18 protein-coding genes are annotated in these 23757 nt (G+C 67.9%); 12 read left to right on the plus strand and 6 right to left on the minus strand.

What is annotated here, in order from left to right; translation table 11 throughout:
- Nucleotides 1–31 precede the first annotated feature (31 nt).
- The 4 genes from DMB86_RS01665 to DMB86_RS01680 form a co-directional block, all read right to left on the minus strand.
- Nucleotides 32–2866: a molybdopterin-dependent oxidoreductase gene (locus DMB86_RS01665; RefSeq protein WP_113716281.1), complete on the minus strand. Its 2835-nt coding sequence runs from the start codon at nucleotides 2864–2866 to the stop codon at nucleotides 32–34.
- 3 nt (nucleotides 2867–2869) lie between these two features.
- Nucleotides 2870–3745, minus strand: a complete 876-nt coding sequence (locus tag DMB86_RS01670) for an FAD binding domain-containing protein (protein ID WP_113716282.1) — start codon at nucleotides 3743–3745, stop codon at nucleotides 2870–2872.
- A gap of 117 nt (nucleotides 3746–3862) precedes the next feature.
- Complete coding sequence (locus DMB86_RS01675) at nucleotides 3863–5335, minus strand: NCS2 family permease (protein WP_113719254.1); 1473 nt, start codon at nucleotides 5333–5335, stop codon at nucleotides 3863–3865.
- A gap of 59 nt (nucleotides 5336–5394) precedes the next feature.
- Complete coding sequence (locus tag DMB86_RS01680; RefSeq protein ID WP_113719255.1) at nucleotides 5395–5880, minus strand: nucleoside deaminase; 486 nt, start codon at nucleotides 5878–5880, stop codon at nucleotides 5395–5397.
- 451 nt (nucleotides 5881–6331) lie between these two features.
- Between DMB86_RS01680 and DMB86_RS01685 the strand changes: the two genes are divergently transcribed.
- Nucleotides 6332–7711: an 8-oxoguanine deaminase gene (locus tag DMB86_RS01685; protein ID WP_113716283.1), complete on the plus strand. Its 1380-nt coding sequence runs from the start codon at nucleotides 6332–6334 to the stop codon at nucleotides 7709–7711.
- Between the two features lie 106 nt (nucleotides 7712–7817).
- Here DMB86_RS01685 and DMB86_RS01690 read toward each other — a convergent pair whose 3' ends face one another.
- On the minus strand, nucleotides 7818–8573 hold the full coding sequence (locus tag DMB86_RS01690; RefSeq protein ID WP_113719256.1) for an IclR family transcriptional regulator: 756 nt from the start codon (nucleotides 8571–8573) through the stop codon (nucleotides 7818–7820).
- A gap of 231 nt (nucleotides 8574–8804) precedes the next feature.
- Between DMB86_RS01690 and DMB86_RS01695 the strand changes: the two genes are divergently transcribed.
- From DMB86_RS01695 to DMB86_RS01715, 5 genes are all read left to right on the plus strand, one after another.
- Nucleotides 8805–10208, plus strand: a complete 1404-nt coding sequence (locus DMB86_RS01695; RefSeq protein WP_113716284.1) for an NAD-dependent malic enzyme — start codon at nucleotides 8805–8807, stop codon at nucleotides 10206–10208.
- Nucleotides 10205–11833 carry a malate synthase A gene (aceB, locus tag DMB86_RS01700; protein WP_113716285.1) on the plus strand — a complete coding sequence of 543 codons (1629 nt, stop codon included), beginning with the start codon at nucleotides 10205–10207 and terminating at the stop codon, nucleotides 11831–11833. Before DMB86_RS01695 ends, aceB begins: the two co-directional genes overlap by 4 nt.
- Nucleotides 11830–13098 (plus strand): DUF6986 family protein, encoded by a 1269-nt coding sequence (locus tag DMB86_RS01705; protein ID WP_113716286.1) that lies wholly within the window; start codon nucleotides 11830–11832, stop codon nucleotides 13096–13098. Before aceB ends, DMB86_RS01705 begins: the two co-directional genes overlap by 4 nt.
- Before the next feature lie 11 nt (nucleotides 13099–13109).
- A complete protein-coding gene (locus tag DMB86_RS01710; protein WP_113716287.1) occupies nucleotides 13110–13922 on the plus strand; it encodes a bifunctional allantoicase/(S)-ureidoglycine aminohydrolase in 813 nt (270 codons plus the stop codon).
- Nucleotides 13923–14067: 145 nt separating this feature from the next.
- A complete protein-coding gene (locus DMB86_RS01715; protein WP_113716288.1) occupies nucleotides 14068–15573 on the plus strand; it encodes an AAA family ATPase in 1506 nt (501 codons plus the stop codon).
- A 98-nt stretch (nucleotides 15574–15671) separates the two neighbouring features.
- Here DMB86_RS01715 and DMB86_RS01720 read toward each other — a convergent pair whose 3' ends face one another.
- Entirely contained in the window at nucleotides 15672–15917 is a 246-nt protein-coding gene (locus DMB86_RS01720) for a hypothetical protein (protein WP_113716289.1), read from the minus strand.
- A 356-nt stretch (nucleotides 15918–16273) separates the two neighbouring features.
- Between DMB86_RS01720 and DMB86_RS01725 the strand changes: the two genes are divergently transcribed.
- The 6 genes from DMB86_RS01725 (at nucleotide 16274) to sucB (ending at nucleotide 23753) form a co-directional block, all read left to right on the plus strand.
- Complete coding sequence (locus DMB86_RS01725) at nucleotides 16274–17068, plus strand: hydroxypyruvate isomerase family protein (RefSeq protein WP_113716290.1); 795 nt, start codon at nucleotides 16274–16276, stop codon at nucleotides 17066–17068.
- A gap of 42 nt (nucleotides 17069–17110) precedes the next feature.
- Nucleotides 17111–17989, plus strand: a complete 879-nt coding sequence (locus tag DMB86_RS01730) for a 2-hydroxy-3-oxopropionate reductase (protein ID WP_113716291.1) — start codon at nucleotides 17111–17113, stop codon at nucleotides 17987–17989.
- 165 nt (nucleotides 17990–18154) lie between these two features.
- On the plus strand, nucleotides 18155–19933 hold the full coding sequence (gcl, locus tag DMB86_RS01735) for a glyoxylate carboligase (protein ID WP_113716292.1): 1779 nt from the start codon (nucleotides 18155–18157) through the stop codon (nucleotides 19931–19933).
- 8 nt (nucleotides 19934–19941) lie between these two features.
- A complete protein-coding gene (locus tag DMB86_RS01740; RefSeq protein WP_113716293.1) occupies nucleotides 19942–21096 on the plus strand; it encodes a glycerate kinase in 1155 nt (384 codons plus the stop codon).
- Nucleotides 21089–22480 carry an allantoinase AllB gene (gene allB / locus DMB86_RS01745; protein WP_418202293.1) on the plus strand — a complete coding sequence of 464 codons (1392 nt, stop codon included), beginning with the start codon at nucleotides 21089–21091 and terminating at the stop codon, nucleotides 22478–22480. Before DMB86_RS01740 ends, allB begins: the two co-directional genes overlap by 8 nt.
- Nucleotides 22473–23753 carry a 2-oxoglutarate dehydrogenase, E2 component, dihydrolipoamide succinyltransferase gene (gene sucB, locus DMB86_RS01750; protein WP_418202294.1) on the plus strand — a complete coding sequence of 427 codons (1281 nt, stop codon included), beginning with the start codon at nucleotides 22473–22475 and terminating at the stop codon, nucleotides 23751–23753. Before allB ends, sucB begins: the two co-directional genes overlap by 8 nt.
- The last annotated feature ends 4 nt before the right edge of the window (nucleotides 23754–23757 follow it).

A 23757-nucleotide genomic window follows, 5' to 3' on the forward strand; every position in this document is an offset into this window, starting at 1 on the left:
CCACACCGCCGCGCAACTGCAGGAGCGTCTTCTATCCCTGCTTTGCGCGAAGCCCCAGGTAGATGACGTCCCGCGCCAGTGGCAGCCGCGTGAACCGCACGCCGGTGGCATTGCGGATGGCGTTGGCCAGCGCCGGGGCCACAGGATTGAACGGACTCTCGCTCATCGATTTCGCGCCGAGCGGCCCCAGGGAGTCGTGCGTGGAAGCGAAGTACACCTCGCTGCGCGGCACGTCGGCAAAAGTCGGAATGTGGTACTGCCGCAGGATGTCCGTCGTCACGGCGCCGTCGGGCCCCACCAGCACCTCCTCATACAGGGCTGCGCCCAACGCCTGGGCAATGCCGCCCTCGATCTGGCCGCGGCATTGCCGAGGGTTGACCACCACCCCGGCGTCCGCTGCCTGCACGCTCTGCAGTATCCGCAGCTCCCCGGTGCCGGTGTTGACGGCCACCCGGAAGCCGTGGACGTTGAACGCCACCGAGCGCGGCGTGCCGCCCCAGCGCCCCTCCGTCACCAGGGCCCGCCCCGAAGCGGCGGCCAGTTGGAACACCCGGGTGAGCGGCACCGGCGTGCCGGCGCAGTCCACGGCGCCCGGCACCAGGCGGCATTCTGCGGCGGCCTCCCCGGCCCCGTCGGCGGCCATCTTGACGATCGCTTCCGCCAGGTCCTGCGCGGCGAGCAGCGTCGCCTTGCCGGCCACCACGGTGCCGGTGGAGCCAAACGCGCCGGTGTCGTGCTCGGTCAGGGCCGTGTCCGACTGGCGCACGGCCACCAGCTCCGCCCGGCTGTTCAACGCCGTCGCGGCCAACTGGGCGTGCACCGTCGTCGTCCCGTTGCCAAATTCGGCCGTACCCACGCTGGCGCGGAACGTCCCGTCGGCCAGCAGCTCCAACACGGTATGGGCGAAGTGTCCGCGCGGTGGGACGGTGTCGATCATGGACAGCGCGGTCCCCGTCCCTACAACCCACTCCGGGCCCAGGTCCGCCAACCCGGCGTCCATGTCCCGTTCCGCGCCCCGGCGCAGCGCATCGTCCACGAGCTCCACGCACTGGTCCAGCCCGTAGCTGCCAAATTGCACGTCCTGTTCGGGCTCGGGAGAGGTGGACAGCATGGGGTCTCCGGACCGGATCATGTTGCGGCGCCGGAACTCCATCGGGTCCATGCCGAGCCCCACGGCCAGCTCGTCCATGGCCGATTCCACGGCGAAGAACATCTGGCTCAGCCCGTAGCCGCGGAACGCGCCGGCCGGCACCGTGTTCGTGTAGACGGACCTCGCGTCGACCTTCTTGTTGGCGCACCGGTACACGCCCAGGGACTCCCCGCAGCCGTGGAACATGACGCCCGGGGCATGGTTGCCGTACGCGCCCGTGTTCACGAGGACGTCCACGGCGAGCGCCGTCAGCGTGCCGTCGCGCCTGGCACCGGCCCGCAGCGCGATGGTGAAGGGGTGCCGCGTGGTGGACGCCGTGAGCTGCTCGGTGCGCGTGTATTCCAGCTGCACGGGCCGCCGCAGTGCCAGCGCGGCCAGTGCCACGATGTCCTCGGTGAGCATCTCCTGCTTGCCGCCGAATCCGCCGCCCACCCTCCCGGCCACGACACGCACATTTTCTTCCGCCAGGCCAAAGACGCGGCACAGGGCACGCCGGGTGAGGAACGGCGTCTGGGTCGACGAGCGCACGTGCAGCCGGCCGTCGCTGTCCACGCGGGCGATGGACGCGTGGGTCTCCAGCGCGGTGTGCTGCACCCGCTGGGTGGTGTACGTTTCCTGATGCACGACGTCGGCCTCCGCCAGTCCCGCCGCCACGTCGCCGAGCTCGGAGTGAAGTTCGGCGACGATGTTGCGCGCGGGGTCGCCGATGCGGCTGGCCGCGGCATCCTTGTCGCCGTGGACCGCCGGTGCGCCGGGTCGCTGCGCCTCCTCCGGGTCAAGGACGGCCGGCAGCACCTCGTAACGGACCACGAGGGCCCGCACCCCGGCCTCGGCCGCCTGCACCGAATCCGCGACGACGGCGGCCACGCGCTGGCCAACGTGGCGCAGCACGGGATCAAGCACCAGGGTGTCATCCGGGTCGTCCGTAGACAGCTCGTGCTGCGCGGTGGAAAACAGCTGCTTCGGGGAGTCCCTGTGGGTGAAGACGGCCCGGACGCCGGGCAGCCGGAGGGCGGCCGAGTCGTCGATCGAGGTGATCCGGGCGTGCGCGTGCGGGGAACGCAGCAGCTTCAGGTGCAGCAGGCCGGGGTAGTCCGCGGGGTCGACGTCGAGGGTGTAGCGGGCCGTGCCGGTCACCACGGCCGAACCCGCCGGGGCACCGGGGTTGGCGCCCAGCTGGCCCGGTACGGGGCGGCCGGCAGAAGTGCCGCCGCCCGCTGTGTGGCCGCAGGCCGCCGCCGTCTCCGCGGACCCTGTCTCCGCCCCTGTTTCCGTGGACACTTTATCCGTGGACACGCCGAGCACGGCATCCTCGATGGCCCGGTAGCCGGTGCAGCGGCACAGGTTCCCCTTGAGGTTCCGCGGCAGGTTCCGCTTTTGCGCGTCGTCAAAGGTGGCGGCCGTCATGAGCATGCCGGCCGTGCAAAAACCGCACTGGAAGCCCTGCGCGGCCAGAAACTGCTCCTGCAGGGGGTGCAGCCTGCCGCCGTCGGCCAGTCCCTCCACGGTCGTGACGGACCTGCCTTCGGCGCGGACGGCCGGGTAGAGGCAGCTGTGCACGGGCACCCCGTCGACGTGCACGGTGCACGCGCCGCAGTCGCCGCCGTCGCAGCCCTTTTTCACGCCCAGCATGCCCTCTTCACGGAGGAAGGTGCGCAGGCACTGGCCGGCCCGGGGCTGGTTGGCGTGGGGCGTGCCGTTGATGTCCATGGCCATCGTTCAGGGCCTTTCGCTTGCGGCGTGACTCGGGGTGCCGAGCAGTTCGGCACGGATTTCCTCGGCCAGCCGGTAGGTCATGTCGCGCCGCCACTGGGGCAGCCCGTGGATGTCGTCGTGGTAGAGCTCCGCCGGGATGGCGTCGTCCAGGGCACGGCGCAGCTCCGCGGCGCCCGGTCCGGCCGCACTGCGCGTGTCCTTCGCGGCGCCCGCGAAGCGCACCTGTACCGGCCGCTTGGTGGAAGCGGTCACGGTCAGGACCAGTCCGCCGTCGTGTGTCAGCCGGCCGATCAAAAGGACGCCGGAACGGCCAAGGTTACTGAGCGAAAGCCGCCGGAATGCCGCCCGGGAATTCAGGGCTGCGGCGGGCAGGTGGATGCTGCGCAGGAGTTCCCCCGGTGCCAGGCTGGTGCGGGCGTCGCCCACCACCAGGTCAGCCACCGGGACCTGCCGGCTCCGGCCGCCTGGTTCCAGGACGGTGGCCGTCCCGTCCAGGGCGGCGCACAGGGAGGTCATGGGGCCCGCCGGCAGGGCCGTGCAGATGTTGCCTCCTACCGTGGAGGCGTTCCAGATCTTGAACGACGCCACAAACGAGTCGCAGCACAGCCGGACCAGTTCCATCGCCGCCCAGTTGCGTGGCAGGCCCGGGCGGTCCGGGAGCGCGTACAGCTCGGCGATGGTGCAGGTGGCCGCCAGCTCGATCCCGCCGCGGTCCACCTCGATGGCGGGCCAGCCCGCGGCGGTCAGGTCCAGCAGGCGGCGCAGCGTGGTGCTGCCGTAGGAAAACAGCACGGTGCCGCCGGCCAGCCACGCGTCTCCGGGCCGCCAGGCGGCGGGGTCGGCGGTGGCCACCACCTCTTCAATCGTGTTCATGTCCATGGAAACCTCCTGTGCCGTTTGAGTGGTGTGGGATGGACGGACCGGGCCGCTCGTGTTGTCGCGGCCCGGTCCGTCCGACCGGCTGCCAGCCGCCCTCTTTTCCAGGCGATCCTTGTTTTAGGCAATCCCGAGGATCTGCTGGAGGGGACCGATGCCGAAGTACACCACAAAGGCCGCGGCGACGCCCCACATCAGCGCGTGCACCTCCCGCGCCCGGCCCTGCACCACCCGGATGACGACGTAGGCGATGAACCCGGCACCCAGTCCGTTGGCGATCGAGTAGGTGAACGGCATCAGGATGAACGTCAGGAACGCCGGGATGGCAATGCCATAGTCGCTCCAATCGACCCTGCGGACCTGGGAGGCCATCATGAACCCGACAATGACCAGGGCGGGAGCCACGGCCTCGAACGGGACAATGGCCACCAGCGGCGCAAAGAATGCCGCCAGCAGGAACAGCCCGCCCGTGACGAGGCTCGCCAGCCCCGTTCGCGCGCCCTCGGCGATGCCGGCTGCCGACTCGACGAAGATCTCATTGGCGGAGACCGAGCCAAAGCCGCCGGCCATGGAACCCGCGGCGTCGACCAGCAGCACCCGGTTGGCGTTCTTCATGTTGTTGTTCTCGTCAACCAGCCCGGCCTCGCTGGCCAGCCCCGTCATGGTGCCCATCGCGTCAAAGAACACGCTGAGCAGGATGGTGAAGGTCAGCAGCAGGGCGGACATGAGCCCCAGGTGGGCGAAGGCGCCAAACACGTCGACCTTGCCTATCAGCGACAGGTCAGGCAGGGAAAAGAACGTTCCAGGCACCACCGGCACCATGAGCGACCAGCCGGAGGGGTCGGTCTGGCTGGAGGCCGTGTGGGTGAAAAGCTGGAGTCCCATGGCGAACAGCGTGGAGGCGATGATGCCGATCAGGATGCCGCCCTTGACCTTGCGCACCACCAGGATGATGGTCAGCACCAGCCCAAACACAAACACGAGCGTGGGCCAGCCCAGCAGTTTGCCGTCCTGGCCCAGCTGCACCGGCACGGTGGTGTGCGCGGCGTCAGGCACGCGGCGGACAAACCCGGCGTTCACGAGCCCGATGATGGCGATGAACAGGCCGATCCCCACCACGATGGCGGTCTTGAGCCCGGCCGGGACGGCCCGCATGACGGCCTCCCGCAGTCCGGAGATGACCAGGACGAACATGACGATCCCGGCAATGAGCACCAGGCCCATGACCTCCGGCCAGGTCAGGTTCTTGGTGGTGGCGATGGTGGCCGAGACGAAGGCGTTCACGCCCAGCCCGGCGGCGAGCGCAAAGGGATATTTTGCCCAGGCGCCCATCACGATGGTGGTCACGCCGGCGACGACGGCGGTCACGGCCGCCACCTGCGGTATGCCCAGCGTGTGGCCGGAGCCGTCCGCCGAGCTGAGGATCAGCGGGTTGAGGACCACGATGTAGCACATGGCGAAGAACGTGGCCAGGCCGCCGCGGAATTCGCGCAGGACGTTGGAGCCGCGCGCCGTGATTTCAAAGTAGCGGTCAATCGACCGTGCGAGCCCGCGCTGGCGTGCTGGCGGGACGGAGCCGGTGGGGGTCACCATGTCATGGCCGGCCTTGTCCTTGCCGGTCTTATTCAGGAGTGCCATTTCCGCCGCCCGCCCTAATAGTCGATCCGGGTGGCGAGGCTGTTCCACGTGACAAAGGGGGCCAGTGGATCGGTGGCGCCGGGTGCCAGCTGGCGCACGGGCATGGGCCGCTGCTCCACGGGGGTGTCGAAGTAGTCGTAGAAGGCGGCGTCGTCGAAGCCGGCGCGGGCGGCGTCGTGCCTGTCAGCGGCGTAGAACACCTTGTCCACACGGGCCCAGAGGGCCGAGGCGAGGCACATGGGGCATGGCTCGCAACTGGTGTAGAGGGTGGCGCCGGTGAGGTCGAAGGTGCCCAGCGCCGTGCAGGCGCTGCGGATGGCGGTGACTTCCGCGTGGGCGGTGGGATCGTTGTTGGCCGTAACGCGGTTGATGCCGTCAAAGGCCCGCCCGTCGGCTGTGACGACGACGGCGCCGAAGGGCCCGCCGCTGTTCAGGACGTTGGCCGTGGCCAACTCCACTGCCCGGGCCAGGTGGTCCTGGCCGCTCTGATTGGTATTCATGGTGACTTCCTTGTCACTTTCGAGCACCCGGCAACTCATGTCCTTGCGGGACGCCCGTCTGGGGCCTCCACTTACCGGTGTGCACTTGGTTTGGATTCAAGATACGCCCGGTAGATAGCGGCCCTTCGCTGGGCGCCCGCCATAGACTTGAGGAAGACACTAACACCGGATTGTGAACCAGGCAACAGTTTTTTGGAAACTTGTTTTCACATCATGAAAGCAGCGTTGACTTCCGCCCTCCGGCCGCCTAGATTGTGGCTGTGGCCGCTTTCGTCGGGCCAACCTGGATCAGCAGACAGGGTCATGGGAAGCAGCGCCTGTCACAGGCGGCGTCTTTCACGAGCAGGACAACACTGAGCTGGCACCCGCGGGGTGCCGGCTCTTCGTCATTGGCGCCGGGTTCCCGCGGGGCAGTCCACCGACCCCACGCACCCGCAAGGACCCACTCACGATGCACAGCACACCCGAAACGCCCCCGCCGCCGCGCCGCCTTTGGCTCAAGAACCCGCTGGCCGCCTTCTCCGCCAATGACCTCGACGCCGGCGGCGGGGTGGTCATTTCCGGCGGCACCATCGACGAAGTGGTGGGTACCGGGCAGTCCCCCGCCGCGCCGTGCGACGACGTATTCGACGCCGGCCGGCACGTCATCACGCCGGGCCTGGTCAACACCCACCACCACTTTTACCAAACCCTCACGCGGGCCTGGGCCCCGGTGGCCAACGCCGAACTCTTCCCGTGGCTGAAGAACCTCTACCCGGTCTGGGCACGCCTGACCCCGCGCGACCTGGAACTCGCCACCACCGCGGCCCTGGCCGAGCTGCTCCTCTCCGGCTGCACGACGGCGGCCGATCACCATTACCTGTTTCCCGACGGACTCGAGGACGCCATCGACATCCAGGTCCGGGTGGTGCGCACGCTGGGCATGCGGGCCACGCTGACCCGCGGTTCCATGTCCCTGGGCGAGAACGACGGCGGGCTGCCGCCGCAGTCCACGGTGCAGGACCCGGATGTGATCCTGGCCGACAGCGAACGGCTCGTGGCCGCCTACCACGAGCGTGGCGACGACGCCGTCATCCAGATCGCGCTGGCCCCGTGCTCCCCTTTCTCCGTCACACGCGGGCTCATGGCGGAAAGCGCCCAGCTGGCCGAACGGCTGGACGTGCGGCTGCACACGCACCTGGCGGAAACCCTCGACGAGGAGGACTTCTGCCGCGAGCGCTTTGGCCTGCGCACCGTGGACTACCTGGAAAGCGTGGGCTGGCTGACGTCCCGCACCTGGCTGGGGCACGGCATCCACTTTGACGACGCCGAGATCACCCGGCTGGGGGCCGCGGGAACCGGCGTGGCCCACTGCCCGACGTCGAACATGAGGCTGGCGTCCGGCACGGCGCGCGTCCTGGAACTCGAGTCTGCCGGCGTCCCGGTGGGCCTGGGCGTGGACGGGTCCGCCTCCAACGACGCCTCCAACATGATCCTGGAAGCCCGCCAGGCGCTCTACCTGCAGCGGCTGCGCTACGGCGCCGGCGTCCGCGTGGAGCAGGCGCTCGGCTGGGCCACCCGGGGCTCGGCCCGGGTGCTGGGAAGGGACAGCCTGGGCGAGATTGCCCCCGGGCGCCAGGCCGACCTGGCCCTGTTCACCCTCGACGAGCTGCGCTTCTCGGGCTCGCACGACCCGGTGGCCGCCCTGCTCCTCTGCGGCGCCGACCAGGCGGACAGGGTCATGGTGGGCGGGGAGTGGCGCGTGGTCGACGGGCAGGTTCCGGGCCTGGACCTGGGCGCGCTCATTGCCGAACACAGCACGGCGGCCCGCCGGCTGGTGAACGGCGATTGATGCCCGCGGTCGAGCAGCGGGACCCGCACTCCGAGCTGTTGTGCGCGGCCGCCAGTCCGAGCGAAGCCCAGTGCAGCGCAGCGCACTTCACCCCAGTCGGCGCCGGCTAGTTGCTGTTCATCTCCGCCGAAATGACCGCGGCGGCCGCCTCCAGCATGGGCACGGCGCGGTCTGCAAAGGCCTGGTCGACGCGGGTGACGGGTCCGGAGACGGAGATGGCGGTCGGGGTGGGGGCATGCGGGACGGCCATGGCAAAGCAGCGCACGCCAAGCTCCTGCTCCTCCTCGTCAATGGAGTAGCCGCGTGCGCGGATCAGTTCCAGATCAGCCAGCAGCTCATCGATGGTGCCCAGGCTTTTGCTGGTGGGTGTGGGCATGCCCTGCCTGGAAATGATGCCGCGCACGGCGTCGTTATCCAGCTGGGCAAGAAGCGCCTTACCCACCCCAGTGTCGTGCGTGTGGGCTCGACGGCCCACCTCGGTGAACATACGCATCGAGTGCGGCGAAGGGACCTGGGCAATGTAGATGACCATGTCCGATTCCAGCACAGCCATGTTGGCCGTCTCACCCAAGCGGTCAACCAAAGACTTCAATTGAGGCCGGGCCAGCGCACCCAGCTGCCTGTTGGCTCCCTCGCCCAGGCGAATGAGCCGCGGGCCCAGCGCGTAGCGGCGGTTGGGCAGCTGGCGAATGTAGCCCAGCGACACCAAGGTCCGCAGCAGCCGGTGGATGGTGGGCAGCGGCAGGTCCGTCGAGCCGGAGAGTTCACTTAAAGTCACATCGCCGCCAGCATCCGTGATGAGTTCGAGCAGCTCAAACACCCGTTCGACTGACTGCACGCCACCGCTTGCCTTTGCCGCCATTGCCATTTCTCCTGTTTTGTTGGGCATGAGCCCGTCCATACCGCGGCATCTACCGAAGGAAATATCCGCATCGTGAAAACTGTGTTTCACCCCTAAAGATACAGCACCTCGCCGCATTTGCATCCAGCTGGTGGATGGGGCTTGTGTTTCCACTAGATAGATAATAATATCCATCATACGAAAAGAAAATAGATTCCGACAGCCCCTCCGGGCCCACACAAAGGACATTCAATGGCGAACCCCAGCCCCGGAAACTCCATCACCCTCCGCGTCAGCGCCCCTTCCAACTTCACCGTCACCAGTGAATTGGCCGCCGCCGTGGCAGCGTCCGGGGCAGCCGTGACCGCCCTGGATGTGACGGAGTCCCACCACGAAAAAATCACCGTGGACATCACCGCCAACACCACCGATGACGCCCACGCGGACCGCGTACGTGACGCACTGGAAGCATTGGAGGGCGTCTCCGTCCTTCACGTCTCGGACCGCACCTTCCTCATGCACCTGGGCGGCAAGCTCGAGGTCAACTCCAAGTTCGTTATTCGCAACCGTGACGACCTTTCCCGCGCCTACACCCCCGGTGTCGCCCGCGTCTGCATGGCCATCCACGACGATCCTGCCGCAGCCCGGAACCTGACCGTCAAGCGCAACACCATCGCCGTGGTCACCGACGGCACCGCGGTCCTGGGCCTGGGTGACATTGGCCCGGCGGCCGCACTTCCGGTCATGGAAGGCAAGGCGGCGCTGTTCAAGCAGTTCGCCAATGTCGATGCCTGGCCTGTGTGCCTGGACACCAAGGACACCGAAGAGATCATCATGATCGTCAAGGCCATGGCCCCGGTCTACGGCGGCATCAACCTTGAAGACATCGCCGCACCGCGCTGCTTTGAAATTGAGCGCCGTCTCAAGGAAGAGCTGGACATCCCGGTTTTCCACGACGATCAGCACGGCACGGCCATTGTGACCCTGGCGGCACTGACCAACGCCTTGAAGGTCGTGGAGAAAAAGATCGAAAGCGTCAAGATTGTCGTCGCTGGTGTCGGCGCTGCCGGCAACGCCATCATCCAGCTCCTGCTGGCCCAGGGGGCGAAGAACATCGTGGCCTGTGGCCGCAATGGTGCTGTGAACCGCAACGAGTCCTACACAGACGCGCACCGCACCTGGCTGGCCAACAACACCAACCCGGAGAACTTCGACGGAACGCTGCACGAGGCCATGGCCGGGGCGGACGTCTTTATCGGAGTCAGCGGCCCGAACGTCCTTGGCGAGGACCAGGTTGCCTCGATGGCCAAGGACTCGATCGTGTTCGCCATGGCCAACCCCACCCCCGAAGTGGACCCGGTCGTCGCCTCCAGGCACGCCGCCGTCGTGGCCACGGGCCGCAGCGACTTTCCCAACCAGATCAACAATGTCCTGGCGTTCCCCGGCTTCTTCCGCGGACTGCTCGACGCGGGCGTGTCCGACATCACCGACGATATGCTGGTCGCAGCAGCCTCCGCCATTGCCAACCGCGTGGACGCCTCCGAACTGAATGCCAGCTACATCATTCCCAGCGTCTTCGACCCGCATGTGGCCGGCGACGTCGCCTCCGCAGTGGCCGCCGCGGCAGGATCATCGAACGAAAGGACGCAGTCATGACCAACGCCTCCCTCCCCACCGCCTCCGTTGCCGTCACGGATCCTACCCCGATTCCCCGCGCCGGCGAGATCCTGACGCCCGGCGCCCTGGCGTTCGTCGCGGAACTTAACCGCCGCTTCAACCCGGTCCGCAAGGAGCGGCTGGCCGAGCGCACCTCGAAGCGCGAGCGTGCCGCGGCCACCGGCGGCCTGGACTTCCTGCCCGAAACAGCCAGCGTCCGCGCCGGCGGCTGGAAGGTGGCTTCGGCCCCCCCTGCGCTGGCGGACCGGCGCGTGGAGATGACCGGACCGGCGTCGCCGGCCAAGATGGCCATCAACGCGCTCAACTCCGGCGCCAAGGTGTGGCTGGCCGACCTCGAGGACGCCAGCACCCCCCTCTGGGCAAACGTGGTGGACGCTGTCCTGAACCTGCGCGATGCCGCGCAGGGCACCCTGTCCTACACCTCCCCCGAAGGCAAGGAATACCGCCTCCGCACGGACGCCCCGCTGTCCGTGGTCGTCGCCCGCCCCCGCGGCTGGCACCTGGAGGAAAGCCACGTGCTGGTCGACGGCGAACCCAGCTCGGGCGCCCTGGTGGACTTTGGCCTGCACTTCTTCCACACGGCCAAGCTGCTTCTCGCCAACGGCCAGGGTCCGTATTACTACCTGCCGAAGATGGAAAGCCATCTCGAGGCAAGGCTCTGGAACGACGTCTTTATGTTTGCCCAGGACTACCTCGGCATCCCGCAGGGAACCGTGCGCGCCACCGTGCTCATCGAAACGATCCCCGCCGCCTTTGAAATGGACGAGATCCTCTACGAATTGCGCGAACATGCCTCGGGGCTGAACGCCGGACGCTGGGATTACCTCTTCAGCATCATCAAGTATTTCCGGGACGCCGGCGCCGCCTTTGTCCTCCCGGACCGCGGCCAGATCACCATGACCGCGCCGTTCATGCGTGCCTACACCGAACTGCTGGTGAAGACGTGCCACCATCGCGGCGCCTTCGCCATGGGTGGCATGGCTGCCGTCATCCCCAACCGGCGGGAGCCCGAGGTTACCGCCGCAGCCTTTGACAAGGTCCGAGCGGATAAGACACGTGAGGCCAATGACGGCTTTGACGGCTCTTGGGTGGCACACCCGGACCTGGTCCCCGTCTGTCGAGAAGTATTCGATTCAGTCCTCGGTGAGAACCCCAACCAGCTTCAGAAGCAACGACCGGAAGTCCGTGTCAATGCCTCCGAGTTGTTGGACATCGCCTCCGCCAAGGGCACAGTGACCGAGGAAGGGCTGCGCCTGAACCTCTACGTGGCCGTCGCCTACACCGCCGTCTGGCTCTCCGGCAGCGGCGCCGTGGCCATCCACAACCTCATGGAAGACGCCGCCACGGCTGAAATCTCCCGCTCCCAGGTGTGGCAGCAGATCCACAACGCCGTCACGCTCGCGGACACCGGCAGGACCGTCACCCGCGAGCTTGTCCAGGAAATCCTGGCCGAGGAAACGGCAAAGCTCCACGGTGAGGTGGGCGACAACGCTTTTGCCAAGTACTACAAGCCGGCCAGTGACCTGATCGCGGACATCTGCCTCTCGGAGGATTACACCGACTTCCTGACGGTACCGGCCTACGAACTGGCGGCTGGAGCATGAGCCACGTGACGTCGCTCTCACCGGAGGACCTCGCCCGGATAGATGCCTCCCTGCAGGCTACCGACCAGTTGCTGGACCGCAACTACCCCGGCGACGACGGCTCGCGCCAGCCTGTGCACACCGTGTACGTGCCGGCGGACAGGTTCACCACCACCTTTGCCGCCGACTGGGGGGCGCAGGGCCTTGAGGCGATCAACAACGCCGGCGGCCTCGAGCGCCTGGGCGCCCTGCTGGGCCAGGACGACGAACTGGCCGCGGCCGTGGCCCCCCGGGTCGCCGCCAAACTTTCCAGCGAGCCGATTGAGGACCTGCGCCTGGACTTCGAGGACGGCTTCGGCGACCGCGGCGACGACGTCGAGGACGCGGCCGCCGTGGCCGCGGCCAAGACCGTCAGCGCCGCAGTGGCTGCCGGGACGGCCCCGCCGTTCATCGGCATCCGCTTCAAGTGCTTTGAGGCCCCCACCCGGGCCCGCGGCGTGCGCACCCTGGACCTGTTCGTCTCGACGCTGGTCCAATCCGGGGAACTCCCTGACGGCCTCGTGCTGACCCTGCCCAAGGTGACCGCCGTGGACCAGGTCAAGGCCATGGACTTCGCGGTGGGACGTCTGGAAAAAATCCACGGACTGCCAGCTGGCCGGCTGCGCTTTGAGGTGCAGGTGGAAACACCGCAGCTCATTCTGGGACCTGACGGCACCTCCCCTGTGGCACAGCTGCCCCACGTGGTTCCCGGCCGCATCAGTGCGCTGCACTACGGCACCTATGACTACAGCGCCTCGTTGGAAATTTCCGCCGAATACCAGTCCATGGAACATCCTGTTGCCGATTTTGCCAAGGAAGTCATGCAGCTGGCCGTGGCCGGCACGGGCATCCGCCTCTCCGACGGCTCGACCAACATCATGCCGGTCGGTGAGGGTGCAGATGCTGCCTGGGCACTGCACGGCCGCCTGGTCCGCCGCTCCCTGGAGCGCGGCTACTACCAGGGCTGGGACCTGAACCCGGCCCAGCTGCCGAGCCGTTTCAGCGCCACGTACGCGTTCTACCGCCAGGGCCTGCCAGCCGCTGCCTTACGCCTGCGCAACTACGTGGAGCAGACCCCTGGGGCCGTCATGGACGAACCAGCCACGGCCCGCGCCTTGGCCAACTTCATCCTGCGCGGCCTGGTCTGCGGAGCTGCCGGTGCCGAGGAAGTACAGGCCCAGACGGGCCTTGACCGAACCCAACTGACGGCGCTGGCCCACCCGCGGCTCGCTACCGTTTCCCACTAAAGGATTCATTGATGGCCAAGTACCATTCCCCCGTGGGCGGCCTGCCGCCGCAGACACACCTCACCACCGAACGTGCCATCGTGACGGAGGCCTATACGGTCATCCCGAAGGGTGTCATGACGGACATTGTCACGAGCACCCTGCCGGGGTTCTCGAACTCCCGTGCCTGGATCCTGGCCCGGCCGATCTCCGGTTTCGCCACCACGTTCTCACAGCTGATCGTGGAGATCGGCCCGGGCGGCGGCGCACCGCGCGCCGAGTTCGAGGCCGGCGTCGAAGGCGTCATCTTCGTCACCCGCGGCAAGGTCAACCTGACCCTGGAGGGCGAACTGCACGAGCTCGAGGAGGGCGGTTACGCCTACCTGGCCGCCGGCGACATCTGGGGCCTGGAAAACGTCTCCGACGACGTCGTGTCCTTCCAATGGATCCGAAAGGCCTACGAGCGGCTCGACGGTTATGAGGCCAAGTCCTTCGTCACCAGTGACGCGGAGGTGGAGCCCACGGCCATGCCCGACACCAACGGTGCCTGGAAGACCACCCGCTTCACCGATTCCTCCGACCTGGCACACGACATGCAGGTGAACATCGTGACGTTCCAGCCCGGCGGGGTCATCCCCTTCCCCGAAACCCACGTCATGGAGCACGGCCTCTACGTGTTGGAGGGCAAGGCCATGTACCTGCTCAACAACGACTGGGTCGAGGTGGAGGCCGGCGACTTCATGTGGCTGCGCGCGTTCTGCCCGCAGGCCTGCTACGCCGGCGGTCCGGGCGAGTTCCGCTACCTGCTCTACAAGGACATGAACCGACAGATCAAGCTGACGTAGGGGTTCCGTGGTTTTTGCCGCCGCTCCTGCAAATTGCCGCCGCTGGACCGGTGGCATTTTGCGGCAGCGGCGGCATTTTTGCGCTGGAGCCGTCAGGGCCTGCGCGCCCGCCGCCGGCAGCGGATCGCTCTGCTAGTGTCTGCCCATGGATGAAAAATTGGGGATGTTCGTTAAGGACTTTGGTTCGCTGGTGCAGTTGGCGCAGGCCGGAATGGACGTGGTGCCCAACGGCAGGCAGGTCCTTGACGCCCTCAACGCACACATGGGAACGCCGGCCGCCGAGCTTTCCGTGGTGGTGGAGCAACTACCGGCGCACCGCCTGGTGGACCTGGACATGCTGATGGAGGCCATCGCGGCACGCGACCCGGACAGCCGCCTGGTGGGCGTCGGCGGCGGCGACCATCGCAACCACATGTCACTGAGTGAGATCATTCAGCAGTCGTTGATGTACCCGCGCTTCCCGCTCTCCCGGCCCGACTACAAAAACGAGGCCGTGGGCCCCGACGAGCAGCGCCAGGTGGTGGCACTGGGCCTGTGGCTTTTCACCTACGACGGATCGCCGCTGGCTGTGCTGCAGCGCGAGGCGAACCCGCAATTCGGCAGCAACTTTGCCTCGCTGGAAGTCCTGTCGGCGGATCCGCCGTCGGCCGCCTTCTTCCTGGCCGAGGTGCGCCGCCATCTGGAAAGAAACAGCGTGTTCAAGGGCCAGGTGATCTCCCTGGCCCTGAGCGACTACGGCCCCGGCGTGGGCGGGGTGACGTTCATCCGGCGCCCCGATTTGCCCGGCAGCGACGTCGTCCTACCCGACGGCGTGCTCAGCCGGGTGGAGGACCACACCCTGGGGATCGGCCGGCAGGCGCAGGCCCTGAAGGCCCACGGCCAGCACCTCAAGCGCGGCCTGCTGCTGTACGGTCCGCCCGGAACCGGCAAGACGCACACCGTCCGCTACCTCTTGGGCCAAAGCGAAGGCACGACGGCGGTGCTCCTCTCCGGCGTCTCGCTCGCCCGCGTCGCGGAGGCTGCGAAGCTGGCCCGCGCCCTGGCGCCGTCAATCGTGGTGTTGGAGGATGTCGACCTGATCGCGGAGGACCGCAGCTTTGGCCACGGCCCGCAGCCGCTGCTGTTTGAGGTCCTGGACGCCATGGACGGGCTGGACAGCGATTCCGACGTAGCGTTCGTGCTCACCACCAACCGCGTGGACATGCTCGAACGTGCATTGGCCCAGCGGCCCGGCCGCGTTGACCTGGCCGTGGAGATCCCGCTGCCTTCGGAGCCGGAACGCCTGGCGTTGCTGAGCCTTTATTCGCGCGGAATGTCCTTCTCGGAGCCGGCGTTCCAGGCCGCCGCGGCACGGGTCGCAGGCACCACGGCCTCCTTTGCCAAGGAACTCATCCGGCGCTGCGTGCTTGCCGCCTCACTGGATGGGGAAAGCCCCAACGATTGCCACCTGGCCGCGGCCGTTGACGAGCTCATGGCCGAGGGCGAATCCCTCACCCGGAGCCTGCTTGGCAGTAGTGGTGCCGGAGCAGGCGAGAGCGGTGAAAATGAGGGCAGCGCCGACGGGCACGTGGAATTCGCCGCACCGCACCCAGGCATGCAGGGCGCGACGGTCCGCTACAGTGCCTCATATCGACCCATGACCGGCCAATAACCCCGCTGCTCCGGCAGCCGCGCCGCCAGCCGGAATTTTTGCCGCCGGTCCAACCATGGCGAGAGTGGGGGAGCGGCGGCATTTTTGCACGGGGGCCGTCAGGGCCTGCGCGCCCGGCGCCGCCGGCCCATGCGGTACCCGGCCGTAAAAGCGAGCACCAGCAGGCCCGCCACCAGCAGCACCACGCCGGCAATGGCCCAGGGGTCCACGAACGTCAGGGAGTCCGGGAGATCGCCGGACCCGGTCAAGGTCAGGTTGTCCGAGGTGACGAACTCCCTGGGCTGGCCGGCGTAGGCAAGCATGACAACGCCTGCAAGCACGGCGGCGAGCGCCAGGCCCGGCACGGCACGCCCCCTGAGCCGACCGAATCGATATTGCCTTGGCCTGCCGCTGTGGTCCCCCGAGGTGTGCATGCGCGCCAGCCTAGCAGGGAGCCCCCCTGACGCTTGCCTTATGCGCAGGCCCAGCTCTGCGCAGCTTGTCCTCCTGCGCAACGACAGGCGCCGCGGCGGCGCGTGATGATGGTCCACCGGCGCGGATTATGCCGTGGCACACATCAAAGCCCGCCAACCCCCTTGACTATGCGCTCCACCTTGCCTAAACTTTTCATAAAGTAGAATCTAAATTCCACTAGATGAAAATCTGACGGAAGAGTCGACCAAGATCACGGAACGCCGACGTTCCTCGGAAGGACCCCACGATGACGTACACAGTGAACTGCTCCATCCTCCTCACGGAGCTGCCCCTGCTGGAGCGCCCCGCAGCAGCCAAGGCCGCAGGTTTTGACGCCGTCGAGTTCTGGTGGCCCTTTGACACCTCTGTCCCGACGGACGCCGACCTGACCGCCTTTGAGCGCGCCATCACCGACGCGGGCGTCCAGCTGACCGGCCTGAACTTCAACGCCGGCAACATGCCTGCCGGCGACCGCGGCCTGGTCTCCTGGAAGGGCCGCTGCTCCGAATTCAAGGACAACATCGACGTCGTCGTCGGCATCGGCGAGCGCCTCGGCACGAAGGCCTTCAACGCCCTCTACGGCAACCGCCAGGACGAGTTCACCCCGGCCGAGCAGGATGAGCTGGCCGTGCAGAACCTCGTCGCCGCCGCCCAGGGCGTCGCAAAGATCGGCGGCACCGTGCTCTTGGAGCCCGTCTCCGGCACCCCGGCCTACCCGCTGAAGACCGCCGCCGACGCGCTGGCCGTCATCGCCAAGACCAGCGAGGCCGGCGTCGGAAACGTCAAGCTGCTCGCCGATTTCTACCACCTGGCCGTCAACGGCGACGACGTTGCCGCCGTGATCGAGAACCACGCCAAGGACTTCGGCCACATCCAGATCGCCGACAACCCCGGCCGCGGCGCCCCCGGCACCGGCAACCTGCCCCTGGGCGAGTGGATCACCCGCAGCCGCGAGCTCGGCTACGACGGCTACATCGGCCTGGAATACAAGGCAGCGGCGGACGACGCGTTCGCCTGGGCCATCCGCCAGCCTGCCCTCTAGCCCCTCCCGACTTTCCCGCACACTTCACGCAAAGGACACACAATGAGCAACGTTGCAGTTATCGGTCTCGGCATCATGGGCCTGCCCATGGCGGTCAACCTCGTCAAGGCCGGCCACACGGTCGCCGGCTTCAACCGCAGCCAGGGCGCCATTGACAAGCTCGCCGCCGCCGGCGGCCGCGGCGCAACCAGCATTGCCGACGCCGTCAAGGGCGCCGACGTCGTCATCACCATGGTCCCGGACTCCCCCGACGTCGAGGCCGTCGTTTCCGGCGCAGACGGCGTGTTCGCCAACGCCGCCAAGGGCACCCTGTGGGTCGACGCCAGCTCCATCCGCCCGGATGTTGCCAAGCGCCTCGCCGAGGACGCCGTCGCCGCGGGCATCCGCCCCCTCGACGCCCCGGTCTCCGGCGGCGAGCAGGGCGCCATCGACGGCGTCCTGTCCATCATGGTCGGCGGCGACGCCAAGGACTTCGCGGACGCACAGGACGTGCTCAACGCCGTCGGCAAGACCATTGTCCACGTCGGCCCCGCCGGCTCGGGCCAGACTGTCAAGGCCGCCAACCAGCTCATCGTGGCCGTGAACATCCAGGCCCTGTCCGAAGCCATCGTCTTCCTGGAGGCGTACGGCGTCGACACCGACGCCGCACTGAAGGTCCTCGGCGGCGGCCTGGCCGGCTCCAAGGTCCTGGAGCAGAAGGGCCAGAAGATGCTCGACCGCAACTTCGACCCCGGCTTCCGCCTGGCCCTGCACAACAAGGACCTTGGCATCGTCACGGCTGCCGCCCGCGAGGCCGGCGTCACCGTCCCGCTCGGCGGCGCGGTCGCCCAGCTCGTCACGGGCATGGTCGCCCAGGGCGACGGCGGCCTGGACCACTCGGGCCTCTTCAAGCAGGCGCTCGCCTCCTCCGGACGCAAGTAGCCCCCACACAGGGGCCCGCCCCCACAAGCGTCCCGCCGCCGGACGACGTCGAAGCGTCCGGCGGCGGGAAACCCACCCCTGTTCGGCTCCCCGTTCAGCTTCCCCGTTCACCACCCCCAGCCGCCCGTTCCGGGCGCACCCCACATATTTTTGAAGGAGCACACCATGGCAAAGATGCGCAGCGTAGACGCAGCCGTTTTGATCTTGGAAAAGGAAGGCGCCACCGAGATCTTCGGTCTCCCCGGTGCCGCCATCAACCCGTTCTACTCGGCCATGAAGGACCACGGCGGCCTCCGCCACACCCTGGCCCGCCACGTTGAGGGCGCCTCGCACGCCGCCGACGGCTACTCCCGCGCCGCCGACGGCAACATCGGCGTCTGCACCGGCACCTCCGGCCCCGCCGGCACCGACATGATCACCGGCCTGTACGCCGCGTGGGCCGACTCCGTGCCGATCCTGTGCATCACCGGCCAGGCCCCCGTGGCCAAGCTGCACAAGGAAGACTTCCAGGCGGTGGACATCGAGACCATCGCCAAGCCCGTCACCAAGCTTGCCATGACCGTCAAGGAGCCCGGCCAGGTTCCCGGCGCGTTCCAGAAGGCCTTCTACCTGATGCGCTCAGGCCGTCCCGGCCCCGTCCTGCTGGACCTGCCCATCGACGTGCAGATGGCCGAGATCGAGTTCGACATCGACGCCTACGAGCCGCTGGTCCCGAATAAGCCGGCCGCCACGCGCAAGCAGGCGGAGAAGGCCCTGGACATCCTCCTGGCAGGCAAGAAGCCGCTGATCGTCGCCGGCGGCGGCATCATCAACGCCGGCGCCTCCGCGCAGCTGGTGGAACTGGCCGAACTGCTGAACATCCCCGTCATCCCGACCCTCATGGGCTGGGGCGCCATCCCGGACAACCACCCGCTGATGGCCGGCATGGTGGGCCTGCAGACCTCGCACCGCTACGGCAACGCCACGTTCCTGGAGTCGGACACCGTCATCGGCATCGGCAACCGCTGGGCCAACCGCCACACCGGCGGCCTGGACACCTACCGCGGAGACCGCAAGTTCATCCACGTGGACATCGAGCCCACCCAGATCGGCCGCGTGTTCGCGCCGGACCTGGGCATCGTCTCGGACGCCGGCGCGGCCCTGGACGTGCTGCTGGAAGCGGCCCGCGAGCGCAAGGCCGCCGGCTCCGTGACGGACTACGGCACCTGGGCCAACGACTGCCAGGCCCGCAAGGGCGCCCTGCAGCGCAAGACCCACTTCGACAATGTGCCCATGAAGCCCCAGCGCGTGTACGAAGAGATGAACGCCGCGTTTGGCGAGGACACCACCTACGTCTCCACCATCGGCCTCTCGCAGATTGCCGGAGCGCAGATGCTGCACGTCTTCGGCCCCCGCCGCTGGATCAATGCCGGCCAGGCCGGCCCCCTGGGCTGGACCGGACCGGCCGCCCTGGGCGTTGTCCGCGGCAAGCCCGGCCAGACCGTCGTCGCCCTCTCCGGCGACTACGACTTCCAGTTCATGATCGAGGAACTGGCCGTGGGCGCACAGTTCAACCTGCCGTACATCCACGTGGTCGTGAACAACTCCTATCTGGGCCTGATCCGCCAGTCGCAGCGCGGCTTCAAGATGGACTACCACGTGTCCCTGGCCTTCGAGAACATCAACTCCCCGGAGACCAACGGCTACGGCGTGGACCACCTCAAGGTCGCCGAGGGGCTGGGCTGCAAGGCCATCCGTGTGGAGCGTCCCGAGGACATGCAGGCAGCGTTCGCCGAGGCCAAGCGCCTGATGGACGAACACCAGGTTCCCGTGGTGGTCGAGGCCATCCTGGAAAAGGTCACCAACATCTCCATGGGCACCGAACTGGACAACGTCAACGAGATCGAGGACATTGCCGAGTACGCCACGGACGCCCCCACCGCCATCCTGGCTTTGCAGGACTAGGAGCAACCATGCGCGTCATCCTCGCCCCGGACAAGTTCAAGGGATCGCTGTCCGCCCCGGAGGTGGCCCGCCACCTGGCAACCGGGCTGGCCTCCGCGAACGCCGACCTCCAGATTGAGCTCATGCCTGTGGCCGACGGCGGCGAAGGCACTGTCGACGCCGTCATCGCGGCGGGGTTCACCCGGGTCTCAGCCACCGTGCAGGGCCCGACCGGCGAGCCTGTCAGCGCCGACTTCGCCGTCCGCGGGAAGGTTGCCGTCATTGAGATGGCCGCCGCCTCGGGGCTGGCCCAGCTGCCCGACGGCCGCCTGTCCCCTCTCGGGGCCGGCACCTACGGCACGGGCCAGCTCGTCGCGGCGGCCCTGGACCACGGCTGCACGGACATCGTCCTGGGCCTGGGTGGCAGCGCAACAACGGATGGCGGCTCGGGCATGCTTGCAGCCCTGGGCGCCACCTTCAAGGACGCCGCCGGACGCCACCTGGCGCCCGGCGGCGGGGCCCTGTGCCAGGTCACGAACATTGACCTCACGGGCCTGGACCCGAGGATGGGCGGGGTGACGTTCACCCTGGCCAGCGACGTGGACAACCCGCTGCTCGGCCCGGACGGCGCCGCAGCCATCTTCAGCCCGCAAAAGGGTGCCACCGACGCGCACGTCGAGCACCTGGAAAGGGCCCTGGAACGCTACTTCCGCATCATGGCCAACGCCTTGGGCACCGCCGCCGTCGACGCGATCGACGCCCCCGGCGCCGGTGCCGCCGGCGGCACCGGCTACGCTGCGCTGGCCGTCCTTTCGGCCAAGCGGCGCCCGGGCATCGAGGTCGTCCTGGAACTGACCGGCCTCGCGGAACACCTCTCCGGGGCCGACGTCGTCATCACCGGCGAGGGCAGCCTGGACGAGCAAAGCCTCTTCGGCAAGGCCCCCATGGGCGTCGCCTCGGCAGCCCGCACGGCCGGCGTGAATGTTGTTGCCGTCTGCGGGCGCACCACCCTGGACGAGGCAGCCCTGGGCGGCGCCGGGTTTACCCGGACGTTCGCCCTGACCGACCTTGAACCGGACGTCTCCCGCTGCATGATTCATGCGGGGCAGCTCCTGGAACGGATCGGTGCAACCATTGGAATGGAACTGGCCGCGGCCCTTAAAGAGGAGACCACCCTTGTCTGAAGCACCACCGATCAACTCAGCAGCCTTTGACCTTGTCATCCGCGGCGCGCGCGTCCTCACCCCGGCCGGCACCGCCGCGCACGAGGTGGGCATCAACGCCGGAGTGATTGCCGCCGTCGAGCCCCTCGGCGCCGGGCTGGCGGGCCGGGAGACCATCGAGCTGGGCGCGGATGAAACGCTGCTCCCGGGCCTGGTGGACAGCCACGTCCACATCAACGAGCCCGGCCGCACCGACTGGGAGGGCTTCGCCTCCGCCACCCGGGCCGCGGCGGCCGGCGGCGTCACCACCGTGGTGGACATGCCGCTTAACAGCATCCCGCCGACGACGACGGTCCCCCACCTTGAGCTCAAGCGCGAGGCCGCCGCCGGCCAGACGTTCGTGAATGTCGGCTTCTGGGGCGGCGCCATCCCGGGCAACACCGCCGACCTCCGCCCCCTGCACGAGGAGGGCGTGTTCGGCTTCAAGTGCTTCCTCATTCATTCCGGCGTCGACGAATTCCCGCACCTGGAATCCGAGGAGATGGAACGCGACCTGGCCGAGATCGGCTCCTTCGACTCCCTGCTCATTGTGCACGCCGAGGACGCCCGGACCATCGAGGAGATCACGCCCGTGCCCGGCCGCCATTACTCGGACTTCCTGGCCTCGCGTCCGCGCGCCGCCGAGAACGCGGCCATTGCCCGGGTCATTGACGCAGCCCGGCGCACCGGCGCCCGCGCCCACATCCTGCACCTCTCCTCCGCCGAGGCCCTGCCGCTGATCGCCGCCGCGAAGGCCGAAGGCATCCGGATCACCGTGGAAACGTGCCCGCACTACCTCACTCTGCAGGCCGAGGACGTGCCCGACGGCGCCACCGCCTACAAGTGCTGCCCGCCCATCCGTGAGGCGGGCAACCGCGAACAGCTCTGGCAGGGCCTGATCGATGGCACCATCGATTGCATCGTCTCGGACCACTCCCCCAGCACCTTGGACTTGAAGGACCTGGAAAACGGCGACTTCGCCGTGGCCTGGGGCGGGGTCTCCTCCCTTCAGCTGGGCCTGCCACTGATCTGGACCGAGGCCCGCAAGCGCGGCATCGCCCTAGACACTGTCGTGGGCTGGATGTCCGCCGCCCCCGCCAAACTGGTGGGACTTGCGTCCAAGGGCCGGCTGGCGGTGGGCGCGGACGCCGACTTCTCCATTTTCGCTGCCGACGAATCGCAGGTGGTCGACGTGACCCGGCTCAAGCACAAGAACGCCATCACCCCGTACGACGGCGCCTCCCTCACCGGGGTGGTCCGGCGCACCTTCCTGGCCGGTGCTGAGATTGACGGCATCACTCCCACGGGCAAGCTGCTGCGCAACCCCGCTGTTTCGGGCCACACCGGGGCGGCATACCGTGCCTGAAGCGGTAGTCCTGCCCGAGCTGGGTGAAAGTGTCACCGAAGGTACCGTAACGCGCTGGCTGAAGGACGTGGGCGACGCCGTTGAGGTTGACGAACCGCTCCTGGAGGTCTCCACCGACAAGGTCGACACAGAGCTGCCGTCCCCGTTTACCGGCGTCCTCGAAGCCATTCTGGTCCGTGAGGACCAGAGCGCAGCGGTGGGCCAGGTGCTCGCCCACATCGGCAGCGCGATGTCTGAGCCCGCCGGGAGCGAAAAAGCTGCGGTTGGGCCCGTCGGGACTACTTTGGTCGATGCCTATCCGGTCACGACCGGATTCCGACCGAAAAAGTCACCGGGGTCCAGGCCGGGCGGGACCTATGTCACCCCGCTGGTTCGCAAGCTGGCCCGGCAGAACGGCGTCGAACTGGACACGTTGGCAGGCACGGGTGTTCGGGGCCGCATCCGTCGTGGCGATGTGTTGGCCGCCGTTGCGGCCGAACCACATACCACCGCTGTCCGGGCGGCCGCTGTCCCTGCGGCCGCCCGGACGGCGGGACCAACTCCCGACGAGGCCTCAGCCAGCCTGCGCGGCACAACTGTCAAGGCCCCGCGTATCCGCCAGGTCATTGCCCGGCGCATGCGGGAGTCGTTGACGGTATCAACGCAGCTCACCCAGGTGCATGAAGTTGACCTGACTGCCCTGGTGCGCCTGCGCGAAGACCGCAAAGCCGCATTTGCGTCCCGCAACGGTGTCAAGCTGACGTTTCTGCCGTTCATTGCCGTGGCCGTGGCTGAGGCGTTGAAGAGATACCCCATGCTCAACGCTGAATTTGATGAGGGCTCCGGCACCATCTCCTACCACGACGCCGAGCACCTCGCCTTCGCCGTCGACACTCCCAAGGGGCTGCTGGTGCCCGTGGTCAGGAACACTGGAACGTTGAACCTCGCCGGAATGGCCCGCGGCATCGCCGACGTCGCCGCACGTGCCCGCGCCGGTTCCATCGGTGCCGACGAACTCTCCGGCGGCACGTTCTCCATCACAAACATAGGCAGTGTCGGGGCCTTGTTTGACACCCCGATCCTCAACCAGCCCCAGGTGGGCATCCTTGGCATCGGTGCCATTGTCAAGCGGCCAGGCGTCGTGACGGACACTGACGGCGCGGACGTGCTGGGCATCAGGCACATGATGTACCTTTGCCTGACCTACGACCACCGCCTGGTGGACGGCGCCGACGCCGGACGCTTCCTGCAGACCGTCACCTGCCGGCTGGAGGCGGCCGCCTTCGAGGCGTAGCCTC

This window comes from Arthrobacter dokdonellae (assembly GCF_003268655.1).
Lineage (GTDB): Bacteria > Actinomycetota > Actinomycetes > Actinomycetales > Micrococcaceae > Specibacter > Specibacter dokdonellae.

Excerpts from the sequence above, each read along its gene's own strand:
- DMB86_RS01690 (WP_113719256.1), bottom strand. The coding sequence starts at position 8,573 with ATGGCGGCAAAGGCAAGCGGTGGCGTGCAGTCAGTCGAACGGGTGTTT.
- DMB86_RS01675 (WP_113719254.1), bottom strand. The coding sequence starts at position 5,335 with ATGGTGACCCCCACCGGCTCCGTCCCGCCAGCACGCCAGCGCGGGCTC.
- DMB86_RS01715 (WP_113716288.1), top strand. The coding sequence starts at position 14,068 with ATGGATGAAAAATTGGGGATGTTCGTTAAGGACTTTGGTTCGCTGGTG.
- DMB86_RS01730 (WP_113716291.1), top strand. The coding sequence starts at position 17,111 with ATGAGCAACGTTGCAGTTATCGGTCTCGGCATCATGGGCCTGCCCATG.
- DMB86_RS01740 (WP_113716293.1), top strand. The coding sequence starts at position 19,942 with ATGCGCGTCATCCTCGCCCCGGACAAGTTCAAGGGATCGCTGTCCGCC.
- DMB86_RS01680 (WP_113719255.1), bottom strand. The coding sequence starts at position 5,880 with ATGAATACCAATCAGAGCGGCCAGGACCACCTGGCCCGGGCAGTGGAG.
- aceB (WP_113716285.1), top strand. The coding sequence starts at position 10,205 with ATGACCAACGCCTCCCTCCCCACCGCCTCCGTTGCCGTCACGGATCCT.
- DMB86_RS01665 (WP_113716281.1), bottom strand. The coding sequence starts at position 2,866 with ATGGCCATGGACATCAACGGCACGCCCCACGCCAACCAGCCCCGGGCC.
- DMB86_RS01705 (WP_113716286.1), top strand. The coding sequence starts at position 11,830 with ATGAGCCACGTGACGTCGCTCTCACCGGAGGACCTCGCCCGGATAGAT.
- DMB86_RS01670 (WP_113716282.1), bottom strand. The coding sequence starts at position 3,745 with ATGGACATGAACACGATTGAAGAGGTGGTGGCCACCGCCGACCCCGCC.
- DMB86_RS01725 (WP_113716290.1), top strand. The coding sequence starts at position 16,274 with ATGACGTACACAGTGAACTGCTCCATCCTCCTCACGGAGCTGCCCCTG.
- DMB86_RS01685 (WP_113716283.1), top strand. The coding sequence starts at position 6,332 with ATGCACAGCACACCCGAAACGCCCCCGCCGCCGCGCCGCCTTTGGCTC.
- gcl (WP_113716292.1), top strand. The coding sequence starts at position 18,155 with ATGGCAAAGATGCGCAGCGTAGACGCAGCCGTTTTGATCTTGGAAAAG.
- DMB86_RS01710 (WP_113716287.1), top strand. The coding sequence starts at position 13,110 with ATGGCCAAGTACCATTCCCCCGTGGGCGGCCTGCCGCCGCAGACACAC.
- DMB86_RS01695 (WP_113716284.1), top strand. The coding sequence starts at position 8,805 with ATGGCGAACCCCAGCCCCGGAAACTCCATCACCCTCCGCGTCAGCGCC.